This is a genomic window from Halomonas sp. KM072 (assembly GCF_050710315.1).
In the GTDB taxonomy this organism is placed as follows: Bacteria; Pseudomonadota; Gammaproteobacteria; order Pseudomonadales; family Halomonadaceae; genus Vreelandella; species Vreelandella hamiltonii.
This window is the reverse complement of the sequence record NZ_CP136132.1, coordinates 492,018-510,284: the sequence shown is the minus strand read 5'-3', so window position 1 is coordinate 510,284 and position 18,267 is coordinate 492,018. Positions and strand designations below refer to the sequence as shown.

General features: G+C 59.9%; 20 protein-coding genes and 1 riboswitch. Of the genes, 7 read left to right on the top strand and 13 right to left on the bottom strand.

Annotation, left to right across the window (positions count from 1 at the left end):
- Nucleotides 1-54 precede the first annotated feature (54 nt).
- Nucleotides 55-1,743: a malate:quinone oxidoreductase gene (mqo, locus tag RVM26_RS02410; protein WP_498940567.1), complete on the bottom strand. Its 1,689-nt coding sequence runs from the start codon at nt 1,741-1,743 to the stop codon at nt 55-57.
- Nucleotides 1,744-1,892: 149 nt separating this feature from the next.
- Between mqo and RVM26_RS02405 the strand changes: the two genes are divergently transcribed.
- The gene (locus tag RVM26_RS02405; protein WP_039175844.1) at nt 1,893-2,105 is read left to right on the top strand and encodes a DUF3820 family protein; all 213 of its coding nucleotides are present in this window, start codon (nt 1,893-1,895) and stop codon (nt 2,103-2,105) included.
- Nucleotide 2,106: 1 nt separating this feature from the next.
- On the opposite strand, the gene RVM26_RS02400 is transcribed toward RVM26_RS02405, so the two are convergent.
- Nucleotides 2,107-2,487, bottom strand: coding sequence for a hypothetical protein (locus tag RVM26_RS02400; protein WP_498940565.1), 381 nt, complete (start codon nt 2,485-2,487; stop codon nt 2,107-2,109).
- 106 nt (nt 2,488-2,593) lie between these two features.
- Here RVM26_RS02400 and RVM26_RS02395 point away from each other — a divergent pair, with 106 nt between their 5' ends.
- The gene (locus RVM26_RS02395) at nt 2,594-2,737 is read left to right on the top strand and encodes a hypothetical protein (RefSeq protein WP_498940563.1); all 144 of its coding nucleotides are present in this window, start codon (nt 2,594-2,596) and stop codon (nt 2,735-2,737) included.
- A 185-nt stretch (nt 2,738-2,922) separates the two neighbouring features.
- On the opposite strand, the gene RVM26_RS02390 is transcribed toward RVM26_RS02395, so the two are convergent.
- The 3 genes from RVM26_RS02390 to RVM26_RS02380 all read right to left on the bottom strand — a co-directional run bounded on the left by RVM26_RS02390 (nt 2,923) and on the right by RVM26_RS02380 (nt 6,968).
- Nucleotides 2,923-5,052, bottom strand: coding sequence for a methyl-accepting chemotaxis protein (locus tag RVM26_RS02390; protein ID WP_498940561.1), 2,130 nt, complete (start codon nt 5,050-5,052; stop codon nt 2,923-2,925).
- A 65-nt stretch (nt 5,053-5,117) separates the two neighbouring features.
- Nucleotides 5,118-6,266: an ABC transporter substrate-binding protein gene (locus tag RVM26_RS02385; RefSeq protein WP_498940559.1), complete on the bottom strand. Its 1,149-nt coding sequence runs from the start codon at nt 6,264-6,266 to the stop codon at nt 5,118-5,120.
- A 90-nt stretch (nt 6,267-6,356) separates the two neighbouring features.
- Nucleotides 6,357-6,968, bottom strand: coding sequence for a flavin reductase family protein (locus RVM26_RS02380; protein WP_498940557.1), 612 nt, complete (start codon nt 6,966-6,968; stop codon nt 6,357-6,359).
- A gap of 128 nt (nt 6,969-7,096) precedes the next feature.
- Between RVM26_RS02380 and arfB the strand changes: the two genes are divergently transcribed.
- From arfB to RVM26_RS02365, 3 genes are read left to right on the top strand one after another with little or no spacing between them, the layout of a single operon-like run.
- Nucleotides 7,097-7,513, top strand: a complete 417-nt coding sequence (arfB, locus tag RVM26_RS02375) for an alternative ribosome rescue aminoacyl-tRNA hydrolase ArfB (RefSeq protein ID WP_039175823.1) — start codon at nt 7,097-7,099, stop codon at nt 7,511-7,513.
- A gap of 46 nt (nt 7,514-7,559) precedes the next feature.
- On the top strand, nt 7,560-7,760 hold the full coding sequence (locus RVM26_RS02370; protein WP_287804424.1) for a DUF1289 domain-containing protein: 201 nt from the start codon (nt 7,560-7,562) through the stop codon (nt 7,758-7,760).
- Nucleotides 7,744-7,926 carry a hypothetical protein gene (locus tag RVM26_RS02365; RefSeq protein ID WP_498940555.1) on the top strand — a complete coding sequence of 61 codons (183 nt, stop codon included), beginning with the start codon at nt 7,744-7,746 and terminating at the stop codon, nt 7,924-7,926. The genes RVM26_RS02370 and RVM26_RS02365 overlap by 17 nt, the downstream gene beginning before the upstream one ends.
- Nucleotides 7,927-7,959: 33 nt before the next feature.
- Here RVM26_RS02365 and RVM26_RS02360 read toward each other — a convergent pair whose 3' ends face one another.
- The 5 genes from RVM26_RS02360 to RVM26_RS02340 all read right to left on the bottom strand — a co-directional run bounded on the left by RVM26_RS02360 (nt 7,960) and on the right by RVM26_RS02340 (nt 11,735).
- Nucleotides 7,960-8,169, bottom strand: coding sequence for a hypothetical protein (locus tag RVM26_RS02360; protein WP_498940553.1), 210 nt, complete (start codon nt 8,167-8,169; stop codon nt 7,960-7,962).
- A 14-nt stretch (nt 8,170-8,183) separates the two neighbouring features.
- Nucleotides 8,184-8,495, bottom strand: coding sequence for a GGDEF domain-containing protein (locus RVM26_RS02355; RefSeq protein WP_498940552.1), 312 nt, complete (start codon nt 8,493-8,495; stop codon nt 8,184-8,186).
- A complete protein-coding gene (locus tag RVM26_RS02350) occupies nt 8,429-9,529 on the bottom strand; it encodes a GAF domain-containing protein (protein ID WP_498940550.1) in 1,101 nt (366 codons plus the stop codon). The genes RVM26_RS02355 and RVM26_RS02350 overlap by 67 nt, the downstream gene beginning before the upstream one ends.
- A gap of 83 nt (nt 9,530-9,612) precedes the next feature.
- The gene (locus RVM26_RS02345) at nt 9,613-10,986 is read right to left on the bottom strand and encodes an SLC5/6 family protein (RefSeq protein ID WP_498940548.1); all 1,374 of its coding nucleotides are present in this window, start codon (nt 10,984-10,986) and stop codon (nt 9,613-9,615) included.
- A riboswitch (TPP riboswitch) is annotated at nt 10,976-11,079 on the bottom strand. (Overlaps the previous gene by 11 nt.)
- Nucleotides 11,080-11,147: 68 nt before the next feature.
- Nucleotides 11,148-11,735: a carboxymuconolactone decarboxylase family protein gene (locus RVM26_RS02340; RefSeq protein ID WP_498940547.1), complete on the bottom strand. Its 588-nt coding sequence runs from the start codon at nt 11,733-11,735 to the stop codon at nt 11,148-11,150.
- Nucleotides 11,736-11,911: 176 nt separating this feature from the next.
- Here RVM26_RS02340 and RVM26_RS02335 point away from each other — a divergent pair, with 176 nt between their 5' ends.
- Entirely contained in the window at nt 11,912-12,601 is a 690-nt protein-coding gene (locus RVM26_RS02335; protein ID WP_227407738.1) for a hypothetical protein, read from the top strand.
- A gap of 66 nt (nt 12,602-12,667) precedes the next feature.
- Here the strand turns inward: RVM26_RS02335 and RVM26_RS02330 are convergent, their stop codons facing one another.
- Entirely contained in the window at nt 12,668-14,164 is a 1,497-nt protein-coding gene (locus RVM26_RS02330; protein WP_096921290.1) for a CoA-acylating methylmalonate-semialdehyde dehydrogenase, read from the bottom strand.
- Between the two features lie 253 nt (nt 14,165-14,417).
- On the opposite strand from RVM26_RS02330, the gene RVM26_RS02325 reads away from it, so the two are divergent.
- On the top strand, nt 14,418-15,479 hold the full coding sequence (locus RVM26_RS02325; RefSeq protein WP_096921291.1) for a zinc-binding metallopeptidase family protein: 1,062 nt from the start codon (nt 14,418-14,420) through the stop codon (nt 15,477-15,479).
- On the opposite strand, the gene RVM26_RS02320 is transcribed toward RVM26_RS02325, so the two are convergent.
- Together RVM26_RS02320 and RVM26_RS02315 are read right to left on the bottom strand one after the other, a co-directional pair.
- Nucleotides 15,480-16,478 (bottom strand): alpha-E domain-containing protein, encoded by a 999-nt coding sequence (locus tag RVM26_RS02320; RefSeq protein ID WP_144979991.1) that lies wholly within the window; start codon nt 16,476-16,478, stop codon nt 15,480-15,482.
- A 4-nt stretch (nt 16,479-16,482) separates the two neighbouring features.
- Nucleotides 16,483-17,967, bottom strand: a complete 1,485-nt coding sequence (locus tag RVM26_RS02315; RefSeq protein ID WP_039175799.1) for a circularly permuted type 2 ATP-grasp protein — start codon at nt 17,965-17,967, stop codon at nt 16,483-16,485.
- Nucleotides 17,968-18,267 lie beyond the last annotated feature (300 nt).

Below are 18,267 nucleotides of genomic sequence, written 5' to 3'. Positions count from 1 at the left end.
GCACAACGCCAGCCCGAAGGCTGGCGTTGTATCGACCAACGACAGGCGTTGTACTTACGCCTGCGTTACCTCTTCTTCCTGCTCGCTGTCCTGAGCTTCCGCCTCGTCAGCGGGCTCGGCGTCCTGCTCTGCCTCGTCAGCGGTCTCTTCGACGTCACTTGCCTCGACGGCATCACCCGCCTGCAGGTTCATGGGCTCGTCAAGCTGCAGGGTTTGTGCCGTATAGGCACGCACGTCACGCAGCAGCTCCGGATTTTCCGCCAGTTTCTGGCCGTAGGACGGCACGATAGCGGTCAGGGTAGACTGCCACTCCTCGCTAGCTACCTGTTCGGGGAACACACGACCCAGCAGGTTCAGCATGATCGACGGAGCGGTGGAAGCGCCAGGCGAGGCACCCAGCAGCGCCGACATGCTGCCATCGGCAGAGCTGATGATTTCGGTACCAAACTGCAGCACACCGCCCTGCTCTTCATCGTCACGGATGATCTGCACGCGTTGACCCGCTGTCCACAGCGACCAGTCATCGGGGTTGGCTTCCGGGTAGAAGTCCTGCAGGGCTTCGAAGCGATCTTCTTCCGACATCATCACCTGGCTGACCAGATAACGCACGAGATCAAAGTTATCGACCCCGACCTGCATCATCGGCCAAGTGTTGTTCAGCGTCATGGAGCCGAACAGGTCGGTCCAGGAGCCCTCTTTCAGGAACTTGCTGGAGAATGTGGCAAACGGGCCAAAGAACAGCGCGGGTTCACCGTCCAGATAGCGGATGTCCAGGTGAGGCACCGACATGGGCGGTGAGCCTTCACCGGCCTTGCCATACACTTTCACCAGGTGCTGAGACACAACGTCCGGGTTGGTGGTGTAGAGGAACTGGCCGCCCACCGGGAAGCCGCCGTAGCCCTCTGCTTCAGGAATGCCGGTTTCCTGCAGCAGCGGCAGCGCCGCACCGCCCGCACCGATGAAGACGAAACGCGCATCGACGGTGAACTCATCACCGCTGGCCAAATCGGCGATACGAACCTGCCAGGTATCGTCGTCATTGCGCTCGAAGCCGCGCACTTCGCTGTTCAGACCCAGCGTGAAGTTGTCGCTCTGGGCCAGAGATTCGATCATCTGGCGCGTTTGCGCACCGTAGTTCACCTCGGTGCCCATCTGCATGCGCGTTGCTGCCACCGGGGTGCCGTCGTTCTCACGACCGGCCATGACCAGCGGCATCCACTCGGCCAGTTCCTGCCAATCCTCGGAGTACTCCATTCCGGCGTAGAGCGGGTTCTGTACCATGGTGGCGTGACGCTCGCGCAGGAACGCCACGTCGTCTTCGCCCCATACCAGGCTCAAATGCGGAGAGGTGCTGATGAACGAGCCGGGCTCGCCGAGCATGCCACGGTCCACCTGGTGCGCCCAGAACTGGCGAGACACCTCGAACTGCTCGGTCACGTTGACCGCACGGTCGATGGCCACACTGCCGTCCGACTGCTCAGGGGTGTAGTTCATTTCGCAGAAAGCCGAGTGTCCGGTACCGGCGTTGTTCCAGCCGTTGGAGCTTTCAGCGGCGACTTCATCCAATCGCTCGTAGAGGTGTATGCTCCACTCCGGCTCCAGCTCCTGGAGATAGGTGCCCAGCGTAGCGCTCATGATGCCGCCGCCAATCAGCAGGACATCGACCGGTTCATCGGCCGAAACGGGCATTGCTGCTAGCGCCAGCAGCGGCGAGCAGAGTAAAAGACTTAAACGTTTTTGCATGTCATGTCCCTGACGATACAGAAATGACGTGCCGGAGCAGTGAGCGCCCAGCGTCGAGGGGGGGTGTGATTGTCGACGAAAGTCTAACAAAAAACCGTGGGCGCGGAAACATAAAAGAACGCTTAAATGAGAATGAAAGGAATTACCGAATGAAACCCGAAGACCTCGAAAAGCTGGTCTCACGCAAAATGCCCTTCGGCAAATACGAAGGATGGATCATCGCCGACCTGCCTGGGCCCTATCTCAACTGGTTTGCGCGAGAAGGCTTCCCTTCCGGGGAGATTGGCCAGCTGCTGCACTTGATGCACGAAATCGACCATAACGGCCTGAGTGGCCTGCTCGACCCGCTGCGCAAGGCGTGAGTCAACGGAGATTCATGGCCCCCTCGCGCTCGGCCAGGTAGTGCTCCGCGTGGGTCGCGGGGTCCTGCGGAAAGCGCCCCAGCGCCACGGCCTTTTCGAAAAACCCGCTGGCCGGACGATCTTCGCCACGCCGACTGATGACCAGCGCCGCGACCAGGGGCCGCCCTGCCGCCACGTCCTCTTCCATGAGCCATTCAAGCGCATTGGCCACTTGCGCAATGGTGCCCGGCGGGGTGAGCCCCAGGGCAGCCGCCACTTGCTGGTAGGTCATGGGCAGGGCCTGCCGAGGCGCTTGCTCGAGCAGCGCGCGCACTCGGCAGGCGAGCAAAGCCGTTGCCTGCATGGCGGTCACCTCCGATGGAGAGTGTCTGGATGAGTGCATGTCAGCGTCCCTCATGGCGGCATCCTGGATCAGGCGGGAAAAGTAGCCACGCTACCACATCGCTGGCTATGCTGGGCAGACACGTCATGTTTCCAAGGGGAAAGGGATGGCCAGAGCATTTACAAGAACATTCAGCCGTACACGCAACAAAAGCCGCTGGCCCAGCGCGCTGGTCTGGCTGAGCCTGGTGGCGCTGTTGGCGGCCGTGGCCATGCGAGGCCGCCCCAAATGCCGTCGACTACCCCGGTGATGCCACGGCAAGGCAGCAGCAAGCCGCCTACCCTCGAATTCAGCCGCTGCAAGTAGCGGGCGATGCCGTTACTGTACTAGCGGCGGTTATCAGTGTAGGCAAGTGCAGCAAAGTTCAACCGATTGAGAGGCAAACAGCGAACGCCGGGGCGTTCGCTGTCGGGGGAAAGGTGGATGGAGAAGCGCTTATTTCAAGCGAGCGGGCTGTGATTGAGCATGTCGTCGAGACTGGGACGGTGACTGAGACAATGACTGAGAGGGCAGCGCCGCAGGCTGACGCCCGGCATCGTGGCTTACCTGAAAGCGGCTGACCAGGGAGTGCATGTCCCCCGCGCGCTCATCCAGCGTGTGGCTTGCCGTAGTGGCCTCCTGAACCAGCCGTGCGTTCTGGTGAGTCACCTGATCCAGCTGCGAAATCGCCTGATTGATCTGATCGATGCCGGCTGACTGCTCTTTGGTGGCATCGGCGATCTCGGTCACATAACGGGTGACCTCGGTGAGACTGTCGATGATCTCTTGCAGGTGCTGGCTGGAGGCCGTCACCAGCTGCTCACCTTCACTGACTTTTTGCACGCTATCGTCGACCAGATGGCGAATCTGGGCGGCCTCTTCAGCACTGCGCCCTGCCAGCTTGCGAACTTCCTGGGCGACCACCGCAAACCCTCGCCCTTGCTCTCCCGCGCGGGCCGCCTCGACCGACGCATTCAGGGCCAGCAGGTTGGTCTGGAAGGCGATATCGTCGATGGCCTTGATGATCGAGGTGATCTTCTCGCTGGCCTGGCGGATGTCGCTCATGGCTGCAGTGGTACGCTGGGCCACATCCCCCGCCGAGCGCGCCCGGCCATCGACGTTGGTACTGGCATCCTTGGCCTGGTCGGCGTAGTCCGCCGTCTGTTTGACCGTGGCGGTAATCTGTTCGAGGCTGGACGCGGTTTCCGCCAACGAGGACGCCTGCTGGTCGGTACGCTGGGACAGGTTCTCGTTGCCAACAGCAATCTGGCGGCTGCTGGAAGCAATGGCTTCGGCGCTTTCGCGGATCTGTGCCACCATGGCTTCGAAGGTGTCCATCATCTCATTGAAGGCCTGGGCGGTTTGCCCAGCTTCATCATTATGGGCCAGGGCCAGACGCATGGAGAGATCGGCATTTTCACCCGCAGCACCGCTGATGCTTTCCATTTGGCGGCGCATGGCGACCAGCGGACCCAGTACCCGCACCATCGTGCGCCAACCAAAAATGGCCAGCACGCCGATGACGCCCAGCGTGACCAGTACCAGCAGCGTGCGCCCGGCGTTGGCCAGCGTTTCCGCTTCACTGCTGGCACTGGCGGCACGCTCGACCGTGTAGGCTTCGATATCGCTCAGTACGCCCTGCATCTCATCGGACGCTTGTGCCACGCTGGCCAGCGCCACCTGTACCTGCTCGCCTTGGGCCAGCTGCTGCTGGCGCAGGTCATAAACGGAGCCGGTATCTTCCACCATCAGGGCATGCAGGTCGGCAATCACCGAGTCCAGTTCGGCGATCAGCGCGCGCTGTTCGACGGTCGTGCTGGGTGCTTCTCCCATGGCAGCCAGCGACTGGCGTGCCAGGGTTACCTGTTGGGCAATCTCATTGGTACGCAGGTTGACCAGCGCATCCACGCTCTCCACCTGCATCATCTGGCGCGCAAGGTCGGATAGCGTCGCCACGGCCATGCGGGCATTGCCGCTCAGCCGTCCAATGTCCACCCGAGGAGCGAACATGGTGTCCAACAGTTGGGTCGGTAGCGAGGTCGTGCCCTCCTCACGCCAGGCTTCCATCAGCTCACGCTGACGGCGCTCTTCACGCACCTGCGCCAGCGCCGTGCGACCGGCGATGTCTTCGGCACTGTGCATGACCGTGGTGATGGCAGCCTGCATCTGTTGCAGCTGGGAGACCATTTGTGCCGAGAGATTCAAGGCTTCACGGCGTACTTCTTCCAGTGTTTCATCACCCGCCAGCAAGCTCTGGTAGTGAGTGTCCAGTGCACTGAGCTGGTTCGATAGCGCCGATTGGCTGCTGCGCTCCAATCCGTCTCGCGCACGTGCAAAGCGTTCGTTCAACGCGCTGCGCGAGGTCACGCCGTCAAGGGCCGCCTCGCTGTCGGCCGCCAGCAGGTCGGCATGACGCTGACCAAACGCGCCCATGGTCAGTACCATGCTGCGGCTGGCATCCTGCAAAGGAAGTACATCGCTGGTGATGAGGTGCTGAACGTTGATCAGCCGCTGATTCGTCATCCAGCCGGTGCCCGCCAGTACCATCGCGCCCAGAACGGCGGCAGCGAATAGGCTAATGAGCATGGCTCGTATGCTTATCGTCTTTTTCATCAGGGGTATTCGCTGTGTCAGTGGTTATGCTATTTGAATTATGGTGCAACGCTTGCCCAATCGACCGGCTCGAACTGTCCGTTGCGAATGACCGTGGCCCACACGGCATCGCTGGCCTGATGGTCTCCTTCCCCCAGGGTCAGCGGCTCACCTACGCCAATATCGATGGTGCCCAATCCCAGCAAGCCTTCCACGATGGCTTGCCGATTCGGATTTTCTCCGGCGGCTTTCACCCCTTCCACGAACAGCTTGGCAGCCAGATACCCCTCCAGGGAGATGAAATCCGGCTCGCTGCCGGGCACATGCGCCGCCAACGCCTGGCGGTACTCTTCTACCGCTGGCAGGTCAGCATCCAGTGGCGGCACGACCTGAGTCACGATCACCCCTTCGGCCAGTGGCCCCAGCGCCTCCAGCAGGGCTTGGCTACCCACGAAAGAGACGTTCAGAAACACGGTCTCCGGCAGGTCCTGACGCGCTTCGCGGATAAAATCGGCAGCGGGGCCAAAGGTGCCGACAATGATCACCGCACGAGGCACGACAGGTGCCTGAAGAATGGTTGCCAGCCCTTGGTGAACATTGCGGGTACCGCGTGTAAAACGGCCGTGGGCCAGCTGTGAGGTGTCGGTAAAGCCCTCTTCGTGCAAGGCGCGCAGCGCGCCATTGTAACCTGCATCACCAAAGCTGTCGTTCTGCGTGAAAAAGGCAATCTCTTCGGGCTGGATTCCTGCTTCCAATAGCCCCGCCACCATGGCGGCCGTTTCCTGCACATAGCTTGCCCGGTAGTTGATCACATAGCGGTCGGGGGGTGAACGGCGCAAAATGCCAGCGCCAGTAAAGGCGCCGTACAGCAGCGTGTTGTGCTGGTTATGAATGGGAATGGTCACGGCGGCAGTGGGCGTGCCGACGTTACCGATGGCCGCCAGCAGGGAGCTGTCACCGACCAGCTGCCGCGTATGCGCGGCGGCGGGCAGCGGCGAGTATTGATCGTCGAAGGCTTGCAGTACCAGCGACTGCCCGTTGACGCCACCTTCGGCATTTACTTTGGCAAAATAAGCCTCGATACCCTGCTGCATACCCGTGCCCAGGGGAGCCGCTGCACCGCTCAACGGTGCCACGATACCCACCTTGAGCTCCGCCAGAGAAAGCGGGGAAGTGAGTAAGCCCGCTACCAGAAGCCACGTTCTCATTTTGTGCATTGCTTTATCCTCAGGTTGCTTTGGACAAATATCGGCACAAACCGCCACGACTTTAATCGCCCAAGAGGGCGTTTTCGGCCTCTAGCCAGGTCGGTGCAGGGCAAAGCGGTCGCTGACTCTGACATAGTCGCTACCTGCCAGGCGCCCCACCGGCTTGAGCGTGTCCAGATGCACGTGGCGGCCATCCCAGACGGACTCATCGGTGTGGATCGATACCACTTTCACCAGGATCAGGCTGCCTGCCAGCGGCTGATCTCCGAAGCGGATCACCTGTACTCGCTGGCAGCCAAAGGCGATGGGCGCCGCCGCAATACGCGGCACGCTCACACCAGGCATGGCAGCCTTTTCCAGCCCTGCCAGGACAAACTCGTCTTCCTGGGGCGGCAGGCTGGCACTGGTGGTATTGAGCGCCTCGATCAAGCCTTCGGTGCCCACATGCACCACGCACTCGCCGACGTCTTCCAGATTGCGCAGCGTATCCTTGGGCTGGGCTCTGCCATCCAGCAGCGGTGCAAAAGCCAGAATGGGAGGGTCGATACTGGCCACGTTGAAAAACGAAAACGGCGCCAGATTGGCATTGCCCTGGCCATCCTGGGTGGCCACCCAGGCAATGGGTCTGGGGCAAATACTGCCCGACAGCAGGCGATAGAGCGTTCCGGCGCTTAGCGGCGAGGTTTCCAGCAGAGTATCCATGAAGACTCCTTATCAGGCCATAGGAACCAGGTAATCATTGTTGTAGAGACCGAGTGTTACTAGGCCGTCGAGCCGTCCTGCTGTCAAGTGTGCTAGCCTTGTCAACTCATGGGTTACCAGAGAATTGAATGCTCACTATTTCCAATAGCGTCACGCTGGCCGATTGGGAAATCGATATCAGCCAGATTCGTGCCCAGGGGGCGGGCGGCCAGAACGTCAATAAAGTCGCCTCTGCCGTGCATCTGCGCTTCGACATTGCGCGCTCGACGCTGCCCCCTACCTACAAGGAGCGGCTGATGGCGCTGTCCGACCAGCGGATCAGCAAAGAGGGCGTGGTCATCATCAAGGCGCAGAGCTTTCGCACGCTGGAGCTGAACAAGGAAGACGCCTTGAACCGCTTGCAGGCGTTGATTCAAAGCGTGGCCCGTACGCCGAAGACACGCCGCCCTACCAAGCCCACCAAAGGCTCCCAGCGGCGGCGGGTGGACCACAAGACCCGCAAAGGCAAGATCAAGTCACTGCGTGGTAAAGTGCCGCTGGGTTGACGCCCTCCGTGAACCTCCCCCATTTCGAACCGGATACCACGCCCCCATGCCCAACCAGCCTCGCCCTGTGTCACCCTGCCGCCATATTTGCCAAATCAACCCCGAGACGGCGCTGTGCAGCGGCTGCGGGCGCACTCTGGATGAGATTGCCTGCTGGGGCAGCATGACCGACGCAGAGAAAGCGCCCGTCTGGACGCGTATCGAACAGGCCGGTTACCTGGACCTCGGCGATGACGTTACTCCTTGATCAGCGCAGGCTGGGCGTGCCGATCACTCAAGATATTTTCCACCACCTGATAGGCACCTTCCTGGTGGGTGCCTGTACAGGGGCATTGCTGTTTGGCCTCTCTGCCTCGGCTTTTTTCCCCACGCTGTTTGCGCTATGCAACCACACCATGGTGATGTTCAACTGATGCGATGAAATCGAGATGTAGCCATCCACCAGATCACCACAGAGGATGACGCACCTTGTGGGCATCCTGAATCGCCATGGGATGGCAGGAAAATCCCTCGAGCACCTCGCGCTCGCTGGCTTCACTTTCGCCCTGCATATCGACCCAGATATGCGCGCCCTCCTGGCGTTTCCAGACATCGATCAGCGAGAGGTCGCCTTCGCGCACTTCTCCCTCTGGTGTGGTCATCAGACATCGAATCATGTGCTTTCCTTGAATTAACTGGCGTCGGTTGAAGGCAGCGCAGGGCTTGCCAAGCGCGTTTGCGCCTTGCCGGCTCGCTTGGCTTCGTACATCGCCACATCGGCTCGCTTCAACAACTCTTGCGGGGTTTCTTCTGCCCCGGGGACATACTCTGCAATACCGATACTGGTGCTGACCTTGAGCACGGTATCGCCTATGGATAGAGGGACTTCAATGAGCTGGATCAACTTCTGCGCCAGCGGTGCGATGGCATCGTGCTCTATATTCTCCAGCACCAGAACGAACTCGTCCCCTGCCCAACGGGCCACGAAGTCCGTTTCACGCACGGCGGTTTTGAGGCGATTGGCGATGTCTCGCAATAGCTCATCGCCCGCGCCATGGCCTCAGGCAAGCGTTCGTCGAGGGCTCGGCGGTTGGGCAACTCGGTCAAGGCATCCTGCCTGGCCTCCTGGTCACGCAGGCGTGCCAGCTGCTGCCGATCGGTGATGTCGTGAATGAACAGGCTGCGCCGCCAGCGCCCATTGAGCTCGTAGCGTTTGTGGCGTATTTCTACCGGCAAACGTCCTCCGTCTCGACGCCGTGCTTCCCACTCGATGGGTGAAGCATCGTCTTCCCGAGGCACGCCAGCAGGAAACATCAGGTCGGTGACGGGACGAGTCAACGCCTCCTTGCGCGACCAGCCGAACATGGTATGCGCTGCGTGGTTCCAGTCCAGAACACGGCCACGATCGTCGATGCTCAGGTAGGCGTCGTAGGCCGACTCGATGACCAGATTGAGCTCGCGGGTACGCCGCTCTATCTGCTGTTCCAGGCTGTTATGCAGCGCGGTGAGGTCACGTTTGAAACTGGCATTACGCTTCTCTTCCTGTATCAAACGCTCGCGCAAATGAATTTCACCGGACACCACATCGGCCAGGTCTTGTAGCGCGGTGAATTCCTGGGGGCTCAGTTCGCGAGGGCGCGAATCCATGGCACACAGGGAGCCCAATACCAGACCTTGGGTGGTTTTCAGAGGGATTCCGGCATAAAAGCGTATGCCGTCGGGTTTGATGACATAAGGGTTGCTGGCGAAGCGCGGATCCTGAAGCGCATCGTTGACGACCAGCGGCGCTTCCGCCAGCACGGTATAGGCACAGAACGCCACGTCGCGCGGCGTTTCCGAAAGTTCCAGCCCAACCTGAGACTTGAACCACTGGCGGTCGGTATCCACCAGCGTGACGGTAGATTGAGGGACCCCCAGCAGGACCGTCACCAACCGAGTGACTCGATCGAATACCGGTTCATTGGGGGTGTCCAGCAACGCCAGCTCTTGCAAGGCGGCAATACGCAGCGCTTCATTCGATGGCAACAGGTGGCTCATGGTCGTTACACCTAATGTCGTTAACACCCCCTGAACATCATAACGTGAAACTTGTGAGCCTGCCTAACGCCTTGATTTTTTTGTCACCGCTTACCCACAGGGGTGCTACAGGCCACGATGACGCTGACCAGACTAGAGAGCAGCAGCGCTCCCAGGAAGGGCCCGAGGGTGGGAATACTGCCAGGAAACGTGGCAGCCATGATGCCCGCCATCAAGGAGCCTTGACCCAGCCAGCCCGGCAATACCGCCCCCACCAGGCCCGCTACACCACCACTGATGGCCGCCAGTGGCGTCATGCGCTGCCACAGGCCCAGCAGCACTGGCACCACGATGGCCGCACACAGCAAATCGGCAATCAGGAACAGTCTCAGCACCGACAGCCCCTGCAAGGCGATGAGAATCACCGGCACCATCAGCAGTACCGTGATCCAGCGTGCCTTGTTCAAGGCATGTGGCTGCTCTCCCGTTGCCCACAGCGACGCAATGCCGTTTTGCAGCGTATCCACGCTGGAGGTCACCAGCGTCACGGCCAGCACCAGTGCCGGTAGCGTGATCCATACAGGAGCCTCTGCCAACAGGGCAAAAAAGGGCATCGGCGGCTCGCCGAGGTTCACACCGCTCAGCGCTGCCATCATGCCGACTCCACCGATGACCATGACCACGACCACCGTCATGCCGCCTCCCAGCCATGCCCCACGGCCAAGACTGGCGCTATCCTGAGCCGCCCACAGCCGCTGCCAATAGCCCTGATGGAACAGGTTGGCTGCGGTCACGGCAATGACCAGTGTCAATGCCACGCTCAGCGAAGTTCCCATGGGCAAGGCCGGCAACGCCGCGTCACTGGGCATGGCAGGCAAGCGCCATAACGTCACGCCCGCCACGGCACATAGCAAGATCAACAGTAGCCAAGCCTGCCAGCGGTCGGTGGCCAAACTGGCTCGCAGTCCACCCAGAACAGTATAGACGAGGGTCGTCAGCGCTACGCCAATGATGACCCAGGCAGGTGGAACATCTGACAGTAGCGCGGTAATGGCACCGATGGCCGTCAGTTCAGCCGCCAGGAAACACCCCATGTACGCCACGGAGGCCAGCGTGACACAGTGGCGAACCCCTTTCCCGTAACACACCTCGGCGAACTCGGCGATACTGCGCCCGCCTGGCAGCGCCCGACGTATTCTGGGCCCGTAGAGCCCCAGCACCAGAAAGGGCAGCGCCGACCCCAAGGCATAGCCCAACAGAGCCACCGGCCCCACGAACGCGCCGATTTCAGGAGGCGCGAAGAGAATCCAGGCCCCCATCCCCGACGCCAGAAAAGAGAGCCCCAGGGTGGTTGCCGTCTGTGAGTTGCGCGCCGTGACATAGTCATCCAGCGAGCCTCCCCCAAAACGTGCCCGAAGGCCTAAAAAAGCAAAGCAGCACAGCGCTGCGCCCAGCACAGCAGACGTCAGGTACGGCATGTCGCGCTTCCTCCGCCGGTATTAACCGGATCAGGTTCCAGGGTCTGCGTGACGCGCATTCTCAGCCCGTAGTGGGCTCCCCTGGCGACAGTGAATGAAGGCGGTATCTTCACTGAAAGGGGAACCCTGGTAAAGCGTTACAATGCGTCCTGAACCATGGCCTAGGCTGGTTTCGGCACGCGCCCCATGAGATAGAACTCTGGATTAGGAGGGGTTCCCGCCAGGGTGACCAAACGATTCGACATGCCAAAAAAGGCGGCGATGGCACCGATGTCCCAGCAGTCTTCCAGGGTAAAGTCCACTTCCGCCAACCGGGTTTGCCACTGCGGCGTCAACTCCCCCAGCTCGATGGCGCTGTGCAGCGCAAAATCGAGCATGCGCAGGTGCCGCTCGCTCAGCCCCGCTGTGTGGTGGTTGATGGCCACGTTGTCGGCCAGCAGAGGGTCTTTGCTGTAGATGCGTACCAGCGCGCCATGCGCCACGACGCAGTATAGGCAGCGATTGCGAGCGCTGGTGGCGACCACGATCATTTCCTTTTCTGCCTTGGTCAAGGTGTCGGATTCCCGCTCCATCAATGCATCGTGGTAGGCAAAGAAAGCGCGAAATTCCGCTGGGCGATGCGCCAGCATGAGAAACACATTGGGCACGAACCCGGCTTTTTCCTGCACCGCCAACATGGCCTTGCGAATGTCGTCAGGCAGGTCGTCCAGGCTCTCGGGGATATTAAATCGGCTTAATGACGCAGACATGTTTACCTCTTTCTTGTTATGTTGATGACCGTCATCTTCAATACGTCTTTATGGTTAACAAAATGCTAACTCTTTAGGCTTTCATTACACCTTGAGGCTCGCCATACTCTTGCTGAGCATATCTCACAAGAGCCGTTAGCGTTGAGCCAAGCGGCGTCTGGAACAGGGAAACCACCATGTCTTATTCTGAAGCAAGAGAGCACACGCCAGGGCGTTTGCATGCATTGTTCGCGGACCCCTACCGTGCGTTCGAAAACGATACGGATGAGCGCCAGTTGCATATCCGCATCATGCTTCATACTTTGCTGGCTCGCCCTATCGCTCATGGTCAAATCACGTTACGGGTGATTCACGGTTGGGAGAACGGCGGCTTCGAGCCAGAAGACCTGCAACATGCTGATTTCCACCTGAACAGTTTGGCAGATTTCCATGCCGCGGCTGCGCGTTTTGCGGCGGCCAATCGACAGAATGCACCGCTACCTGCCGATGGCAGCGCCATCCTGGCAGCGCCGCTGGCCGACGCCATCGCAGGTGCCGAAGCCGAAGGCCTGACCCTGAACGAGGATATCCGCGAAACGCCTGCTCGCTGGCCAGCGTTCGAAGGGGGGCTGGCGCTTTACACGCTGTTCAAGATGTATCATCGCCTGGTCTATGGCGAAGACGATACTTACCGCTGCTCTCAGTGCGAAACGCCCCACGGCCTGCGCGAAATCCATGAGTTCCATCTCGAAGAGGGCGAATTTGCCCTGCTGGCCCCGCTGAACGATGAGCCAGATGCTCCCTACCTTCTGGTGCTGCATGAAAGCCAACTTGAGCCTATCGAGCAGCTCCTGCGCGACAGCCTGCCGCTGTTCGAGCCCGTTTGAATAACAGAAGTCTTCTTCCATCGGGAAGAAGACTTCTGACGTGTCACCCACTCTTCAAGCGGATTTCTACAGAGCGATCGTGCTATTGATCCCGCTGGAGACGTTCTCGGGCTCGAACCAGCGTGCAGTCACCGTCTTGGTTTGTGTCCAGAACGCGATGGCCTGCTTACCATTGGGGCCCAAATCCCCCAGTTTGGAAGCCCGAGAGCCGGTGAAGCTGAAATAAGCTACCGGCACCGGAATCGGCACGTTGATACCGATCTGACCAACGTCGATATCGGTTTCGAATCGGCGTGCCACCCAGCCCGAGTTGGTAAAAATCGACGTGCCATTGCCGTTCGGATTGGCGTTGATGAAGTCGATGGCGTCGTCCAGCGTCTCGACCCCCACCACGCATAGCACCGGGCCAAATATTTCTTCACGGTAGATGGTCATCTCCGGCGTGACGTTGGCAAACAGCGTCGGCCCCACAAAGTTGCCCTCCGGGTATCCTTCTACCGTATAGCCTCGGCCATCCACCAGCAGCGTTGCCCCCTCTTTTTCACCGGCGGTGATCAAGCGCTCGACACGCTCCTTGGCCTGAGGAGACACCAGCGGCCCCAAATCGGCATCCCGCTGAGTACCGGGGCCCACCTTCATGCTGCGGGCGCCCGCTTCGATATCGCTCAGCCACTCCTGTGCCTTGCCTACCAGCACCACCACCGAATTGGCCATGCAGCGCTGTCCTGCCGCCCCGAAAGCCGACCCCAGAAGGCTGTCGATGGCCTGACTACGGTTGGCATCCGGCATCACCACGCAGTGGTTCTTGGCCCCCATCATGGACTGCATGCGCTTACCGGCAGCCGCCGCACGGCCATATAGCAGCGACCCCACATGGGTAGAGCCAATGAACGACAGCGCCTTGATGTCCTGGTGGTCGGCAATCTGGTTGGCGACCTCGGGCCCGCCATGCACCACGTTGAGCACGCCCGCTGGAATACCCGCCTCATGGGCCAGTTCCACCAGCCGCATGGTCGAGCTGGGGTCCTGCTCGGAAGGCTTCAGAACGAACGTATTGCCCGTGGCAATGGCCAGCGGGAACATGAAGCAGGGCAGCATGATGGGGAAGTTGAACGCAGTGATCCCGGCGCCCACACCGAGCGGTTGATGCATGGTGTACACATCGACCTCATTGGCCGCATTTTCGGCCAGCTCACCCAGCTGCAGAGACGTGATCGAACAGGCGTGCTCGACCACTTCCAGCCCGCGGCCAACCTCACCTTCCGCGTCAGGCAGCGTCTTGCCATGCTCTTCGGTGATCAGCGCGGCGAGCTCTGCGGTGTGCTCACGAATCAGGGCCTGAAGCTTCAGCATGATGCGCATGCGTTTGCCCAGTGGCACCTTGCGCCACTCCTTGAACGCGGTTTTGGCACTGGCAATGGCACGCTCTACCTCTTCAGGGGTACAGAACGGCACGCGGGCCACGACCTGCTGGGTCGCCGGATTGACGACGTCCCGCCACTCCTGGCTTTGCGACTCGACCGGCTGACCATCGATATACATGGGAATCTGGCGAACGGACATACAGACGTTCCTCGTGGTTGTGTTTGTTATGGGTTTGAATAAGGAGCCACTAGGGTATATCAGCAAGTTGACGTAAACGTCAATTAGCCACTCGATAAAGCTAAATTCACGGCCATGGGGAAATAGCCTTTCCCTACGGGAAGCAGCCTCGCTATGCTGACAAAGCACCTTTCTGACCTGACTATTTCTGACCTGACTATTTCTGACCTGACTATCGACGATGCATAACGTGGCTTTCCACAAGGAGGCATCCATGCAAACGTTCAGCTGCCAATGCGGCAATCCGCTGTTCTTCGAAAACACCCACTGCGTGGCCTGTGAGTCGGAAGTCGGCTGGTGCCCGGCCTGCAGCAATATCGTTGCTCTGGCCCCCCTGGAAGGCGGCGGATACCGCTGCACTCACGAAGGCTGCGGCACCCACTTGATGAAGTGCCACAATTACGCGGTAGAGAACGTATGCAACCGCATGGTGATCATGGCCCAAGGCGAAGCCGACACGCTGTGCGACTGCTGTCGCTACAACGATGTGATTCCTGACCTGAATGTAGCGGGTCACCGCGAGCGCTGGGCCGCACTGGAAGCTGCCAAGCGTCGTCTGTTCCACACCCTGGAGATTCTCAAGCTCCCTCACGGAACCCAGGGCGATGATATTCGCGTCCCCTTGAGCTTCTCGTTCATGGCCGACGCCCTCCCCGACAAAGGGCTCTGGCGCTCCACCGCGAATCAGGAAAAGGTCTATACCGGCCATGCCAACGGCCATATCACCATCAACGTCAAGGAAGCCGACGACGTCGAGCGTGAGCGACTGCGGGTGGACATGAACGAGTCCCACCGCACCCTGATCGGCCATTTTCGCCATGAAGTGGGGCATTACTATTGGGACTTGTTAGTCAAGGATCAGGACGAGGCCGCCAGCTGCCGAGTGTTTGGCGACCATAACGACCCCACCTACGGTGATGCGCTGGAAATCTACTACCAGCAAGGCGCGCCAGCCGACTGGCCGACCCGGTTCATTTCTGCCTATGCCTCCATGCACCCGTGGGAGGACTTTGCCGAAACCTTCGCGTTTTATCTGGACATGGTGGCCGTGCTGGATACCGCTCTGCACATGGGAATTTCACGCGCCGAATATGACGGCACGCTGGACAGCATGTTACGGGCGTTTCATCAGGTAGGCATGGCCGTCAATGAACTCAACCGCGACATGGGGCTACTGGACCTGGCACCGGGGGTGCTGCCACCCCCGGTACGCGACAAGCTGGCGTACCTTCACGAACTGATCCACAACGCCAGCGCCGACGCTCGCTCCGCGTGATCAATCGTTGTCATGATCACCCAGGTGGCCCTGGCTTTGACGCTGGGTCACCTTGGGCACGTTGTCGCTGTTCACGAAATACGTGGCCTTGAGCGTGTCATGGATCGCGGCAAAGCCGATCTGCAGCTCGTCGACGAACGCATGCAGCTTGCTGGGCGAGTGAGCCAGCGCCTGGATATCGGCGTCGACCACATCGGCCCGTACCAGCGACACCGTGGCGGCCACCCGATCCTGCCGAGGCAGCAGCTGCAGCTCCTGGCCCAGCGTTTCCAGGCTACAGGCAATTGAGCGCGGCAGGTTCGGGTCCTGTAGCAGGAAGCGCAGCACATCGGGGCCCCGCACTCTCAGCCGCACTTCCTGACGATACATCTGATAAGCCGTCAGGGACTTGAGCACGCTCATCCACTGCAGGTTCTCGAACGGCAGCAGCTCTTCAGGGTTCTGGGGCAACAGGCTTGCCGAGCGCACGTCCACGATACGCGTGGTCATGTCGGCCCGTTCAAGATGCCTTCCCAACTGGATGAAGGTACGTGCCGAGCCATGACTCAACGTGCCTTCGATCAGGCCAGTCAGCGTCTGGCAGCCACGAATCACGTTCTTCAAGAAGGAGTCGCGTCGGCGCGGGCTGACGCCGTTTTCCGCGTGGTCGGCCACGCTCAGATAGAGCTGATTGACCTCCTCCCAGATTTCTCTGGGCACCACGTCCCGAGTAGTGCGCAGGTTTTCCCGAGCGCTGGCCAGCGCCGAGAGAATCGAGCTGCCATTTTGCGCATCGGCGCATAAAAAATGCACGACACTGCGCTCGTCAAAGCTGGAATGGCGCTCGTTGAACGCTTCAAGGGTGCCGGTCATTTCGATTAGCGGCGCCCAGCCCAGCGGCAGGTGGCGCGGCAGGTCGAGCATCAGGTGACTATTGACGCTCAACAGCCGCGCAGTGTCTTCGGCCCGCTCGATGTAGCGCGCCATCCAGTACAGGTTTTCAGCTACGCGTGACAGCATGGCGCTAGACTCCTTCCTGCTCGGCGGCATCAGCCGCGTTCTCATCGACCTCGACGATCCAGGTATCCTTGCTGCCGCCCCCTTGAGAAGAGTTGACCACCAGCGAGCCTTCCACCAACGCCACGCGGGTCAAGCCTCCCGTAGTGACATGGGTTTCAGGGCCGGAGAGAATGAACGGGCGCAGGTCCACATGGCGCGGTTGCGGCAAGCCGTTGGCCAGGGTGGGCGTGGTGGAGAGCGCCAGCGTAGGCTGGGCCATGTAGTTGCGCGGGTTCTCCTTGATCAGGCGGGCGAACTCGTCACGGGTTTCCTTGGTGGAGCGAGGCCCGATCAGCATGCCATACCCGCCGGACTCATTGGCAGGCTTCACCACCAGCTCATCGAGGTGATCCAGTACGTACTTGCGGTCTTCATCGAACATGCACAGGTAGCTGGGCACGTTGGGCAGCAGCGGCTCCTGGTCCAGATAGTAGCGGATCAGCTCTGGCACGAAGGCGTATACCACCTTGTCGTCTGCCACGCCTGCCCCTGGCGCATTGGCCAGCGCCACCTTGCCCGCCCGCCAGGCGCGCATCAGCCCAGGCACGCCCAGCATGGAATGCGGATTGAAGGCTTCAGGGTCCAGAAACTCGTCATCCACACGACGATAAATGACATCCACCCGTCGCAGCCCCTCCACCGTACGCATGTAGACCACGTCATCGTCGTCCACCAGCATGTCGCTGCCCTGCACCAGCTCGACCCCCATCTGCTGGGCCAGATAGGCATGTTCGAAATAGGCCGAGTTGTAGATGCCGGGGGTCAATACCACGACCTGAGGGTCATCACCCGGGCGGGGAGACATGGCTGCCAGCATGTCGTACAGCTGCGCCACGTAGTCGTCTACCGGCAGAATCTTGCCCGAGGCAAACAGCTCGGGAAGCACGCGCTTGGTCACGTTGCGGTTTTCCAGCATGTAGGATACGCCGGAAGGAATTCGCAGGTTATCCTCCAGCACATAAAGCGTGCCATCGCCTCCGCGCACCAGGTCCGAACCGCAGATATGCGCCCAGATACCATGGGGCGGATTGATCCCTACACACTGGGGACGAAAGTTGGCCGACTGGGCCAGTACTTCCGCAGGCAGCACTTTGTCCTTGACCACTTTCTGGTCATGATAAAGATCGTCGATAAAGAGATTAAGTGCTTGAACGCGCTGCTTTAAACCGGCTTCTGTCTTGCGCCATTCATGGGCCGGTATGATCCTGGGCACGATATCGAATGGCCAGGCACGGTCGATCATCGCCCCTTCGGAATAAACGGTAAACGTAATACCCATGGTACGAATGGCAATTTCTGCGGCGGTTTTTCTTTCCGCCAACTCCTCGGCACTAAACCGAGCCAACATATTGCAAAGTTCATCGGCAGAGGCCCTGGGTTTGCCCGGCGCCTCTAGCAACTCATCATAAAACTCACGGCACGCATAGTTGTTCCAATTGACTTGGCTCATGGGCGCTCTCCTGGCGCTAGGGTGGAAGCGGCAACTTCCTTGAACAATAGTGTAGGCCTGCCGCGTGCAATCGACGTACTTATTGGGCTATATAACCACGCAAGACGCGTACCACCTTCCCCGATTTTTCAACGCTATGACGCTGAGTTTTGATAAAACATGCCCGCTTTTCTGAGCACTGATGTTTTTTTCATACGCCACCTGAACCAATTTAGTGCCCCAACCAAAAAGACACATAAAAAAAGCACCAATTTAGTGCGATAACAATTTTCCACACTTCTTAAACGCCTTGAGGCATAT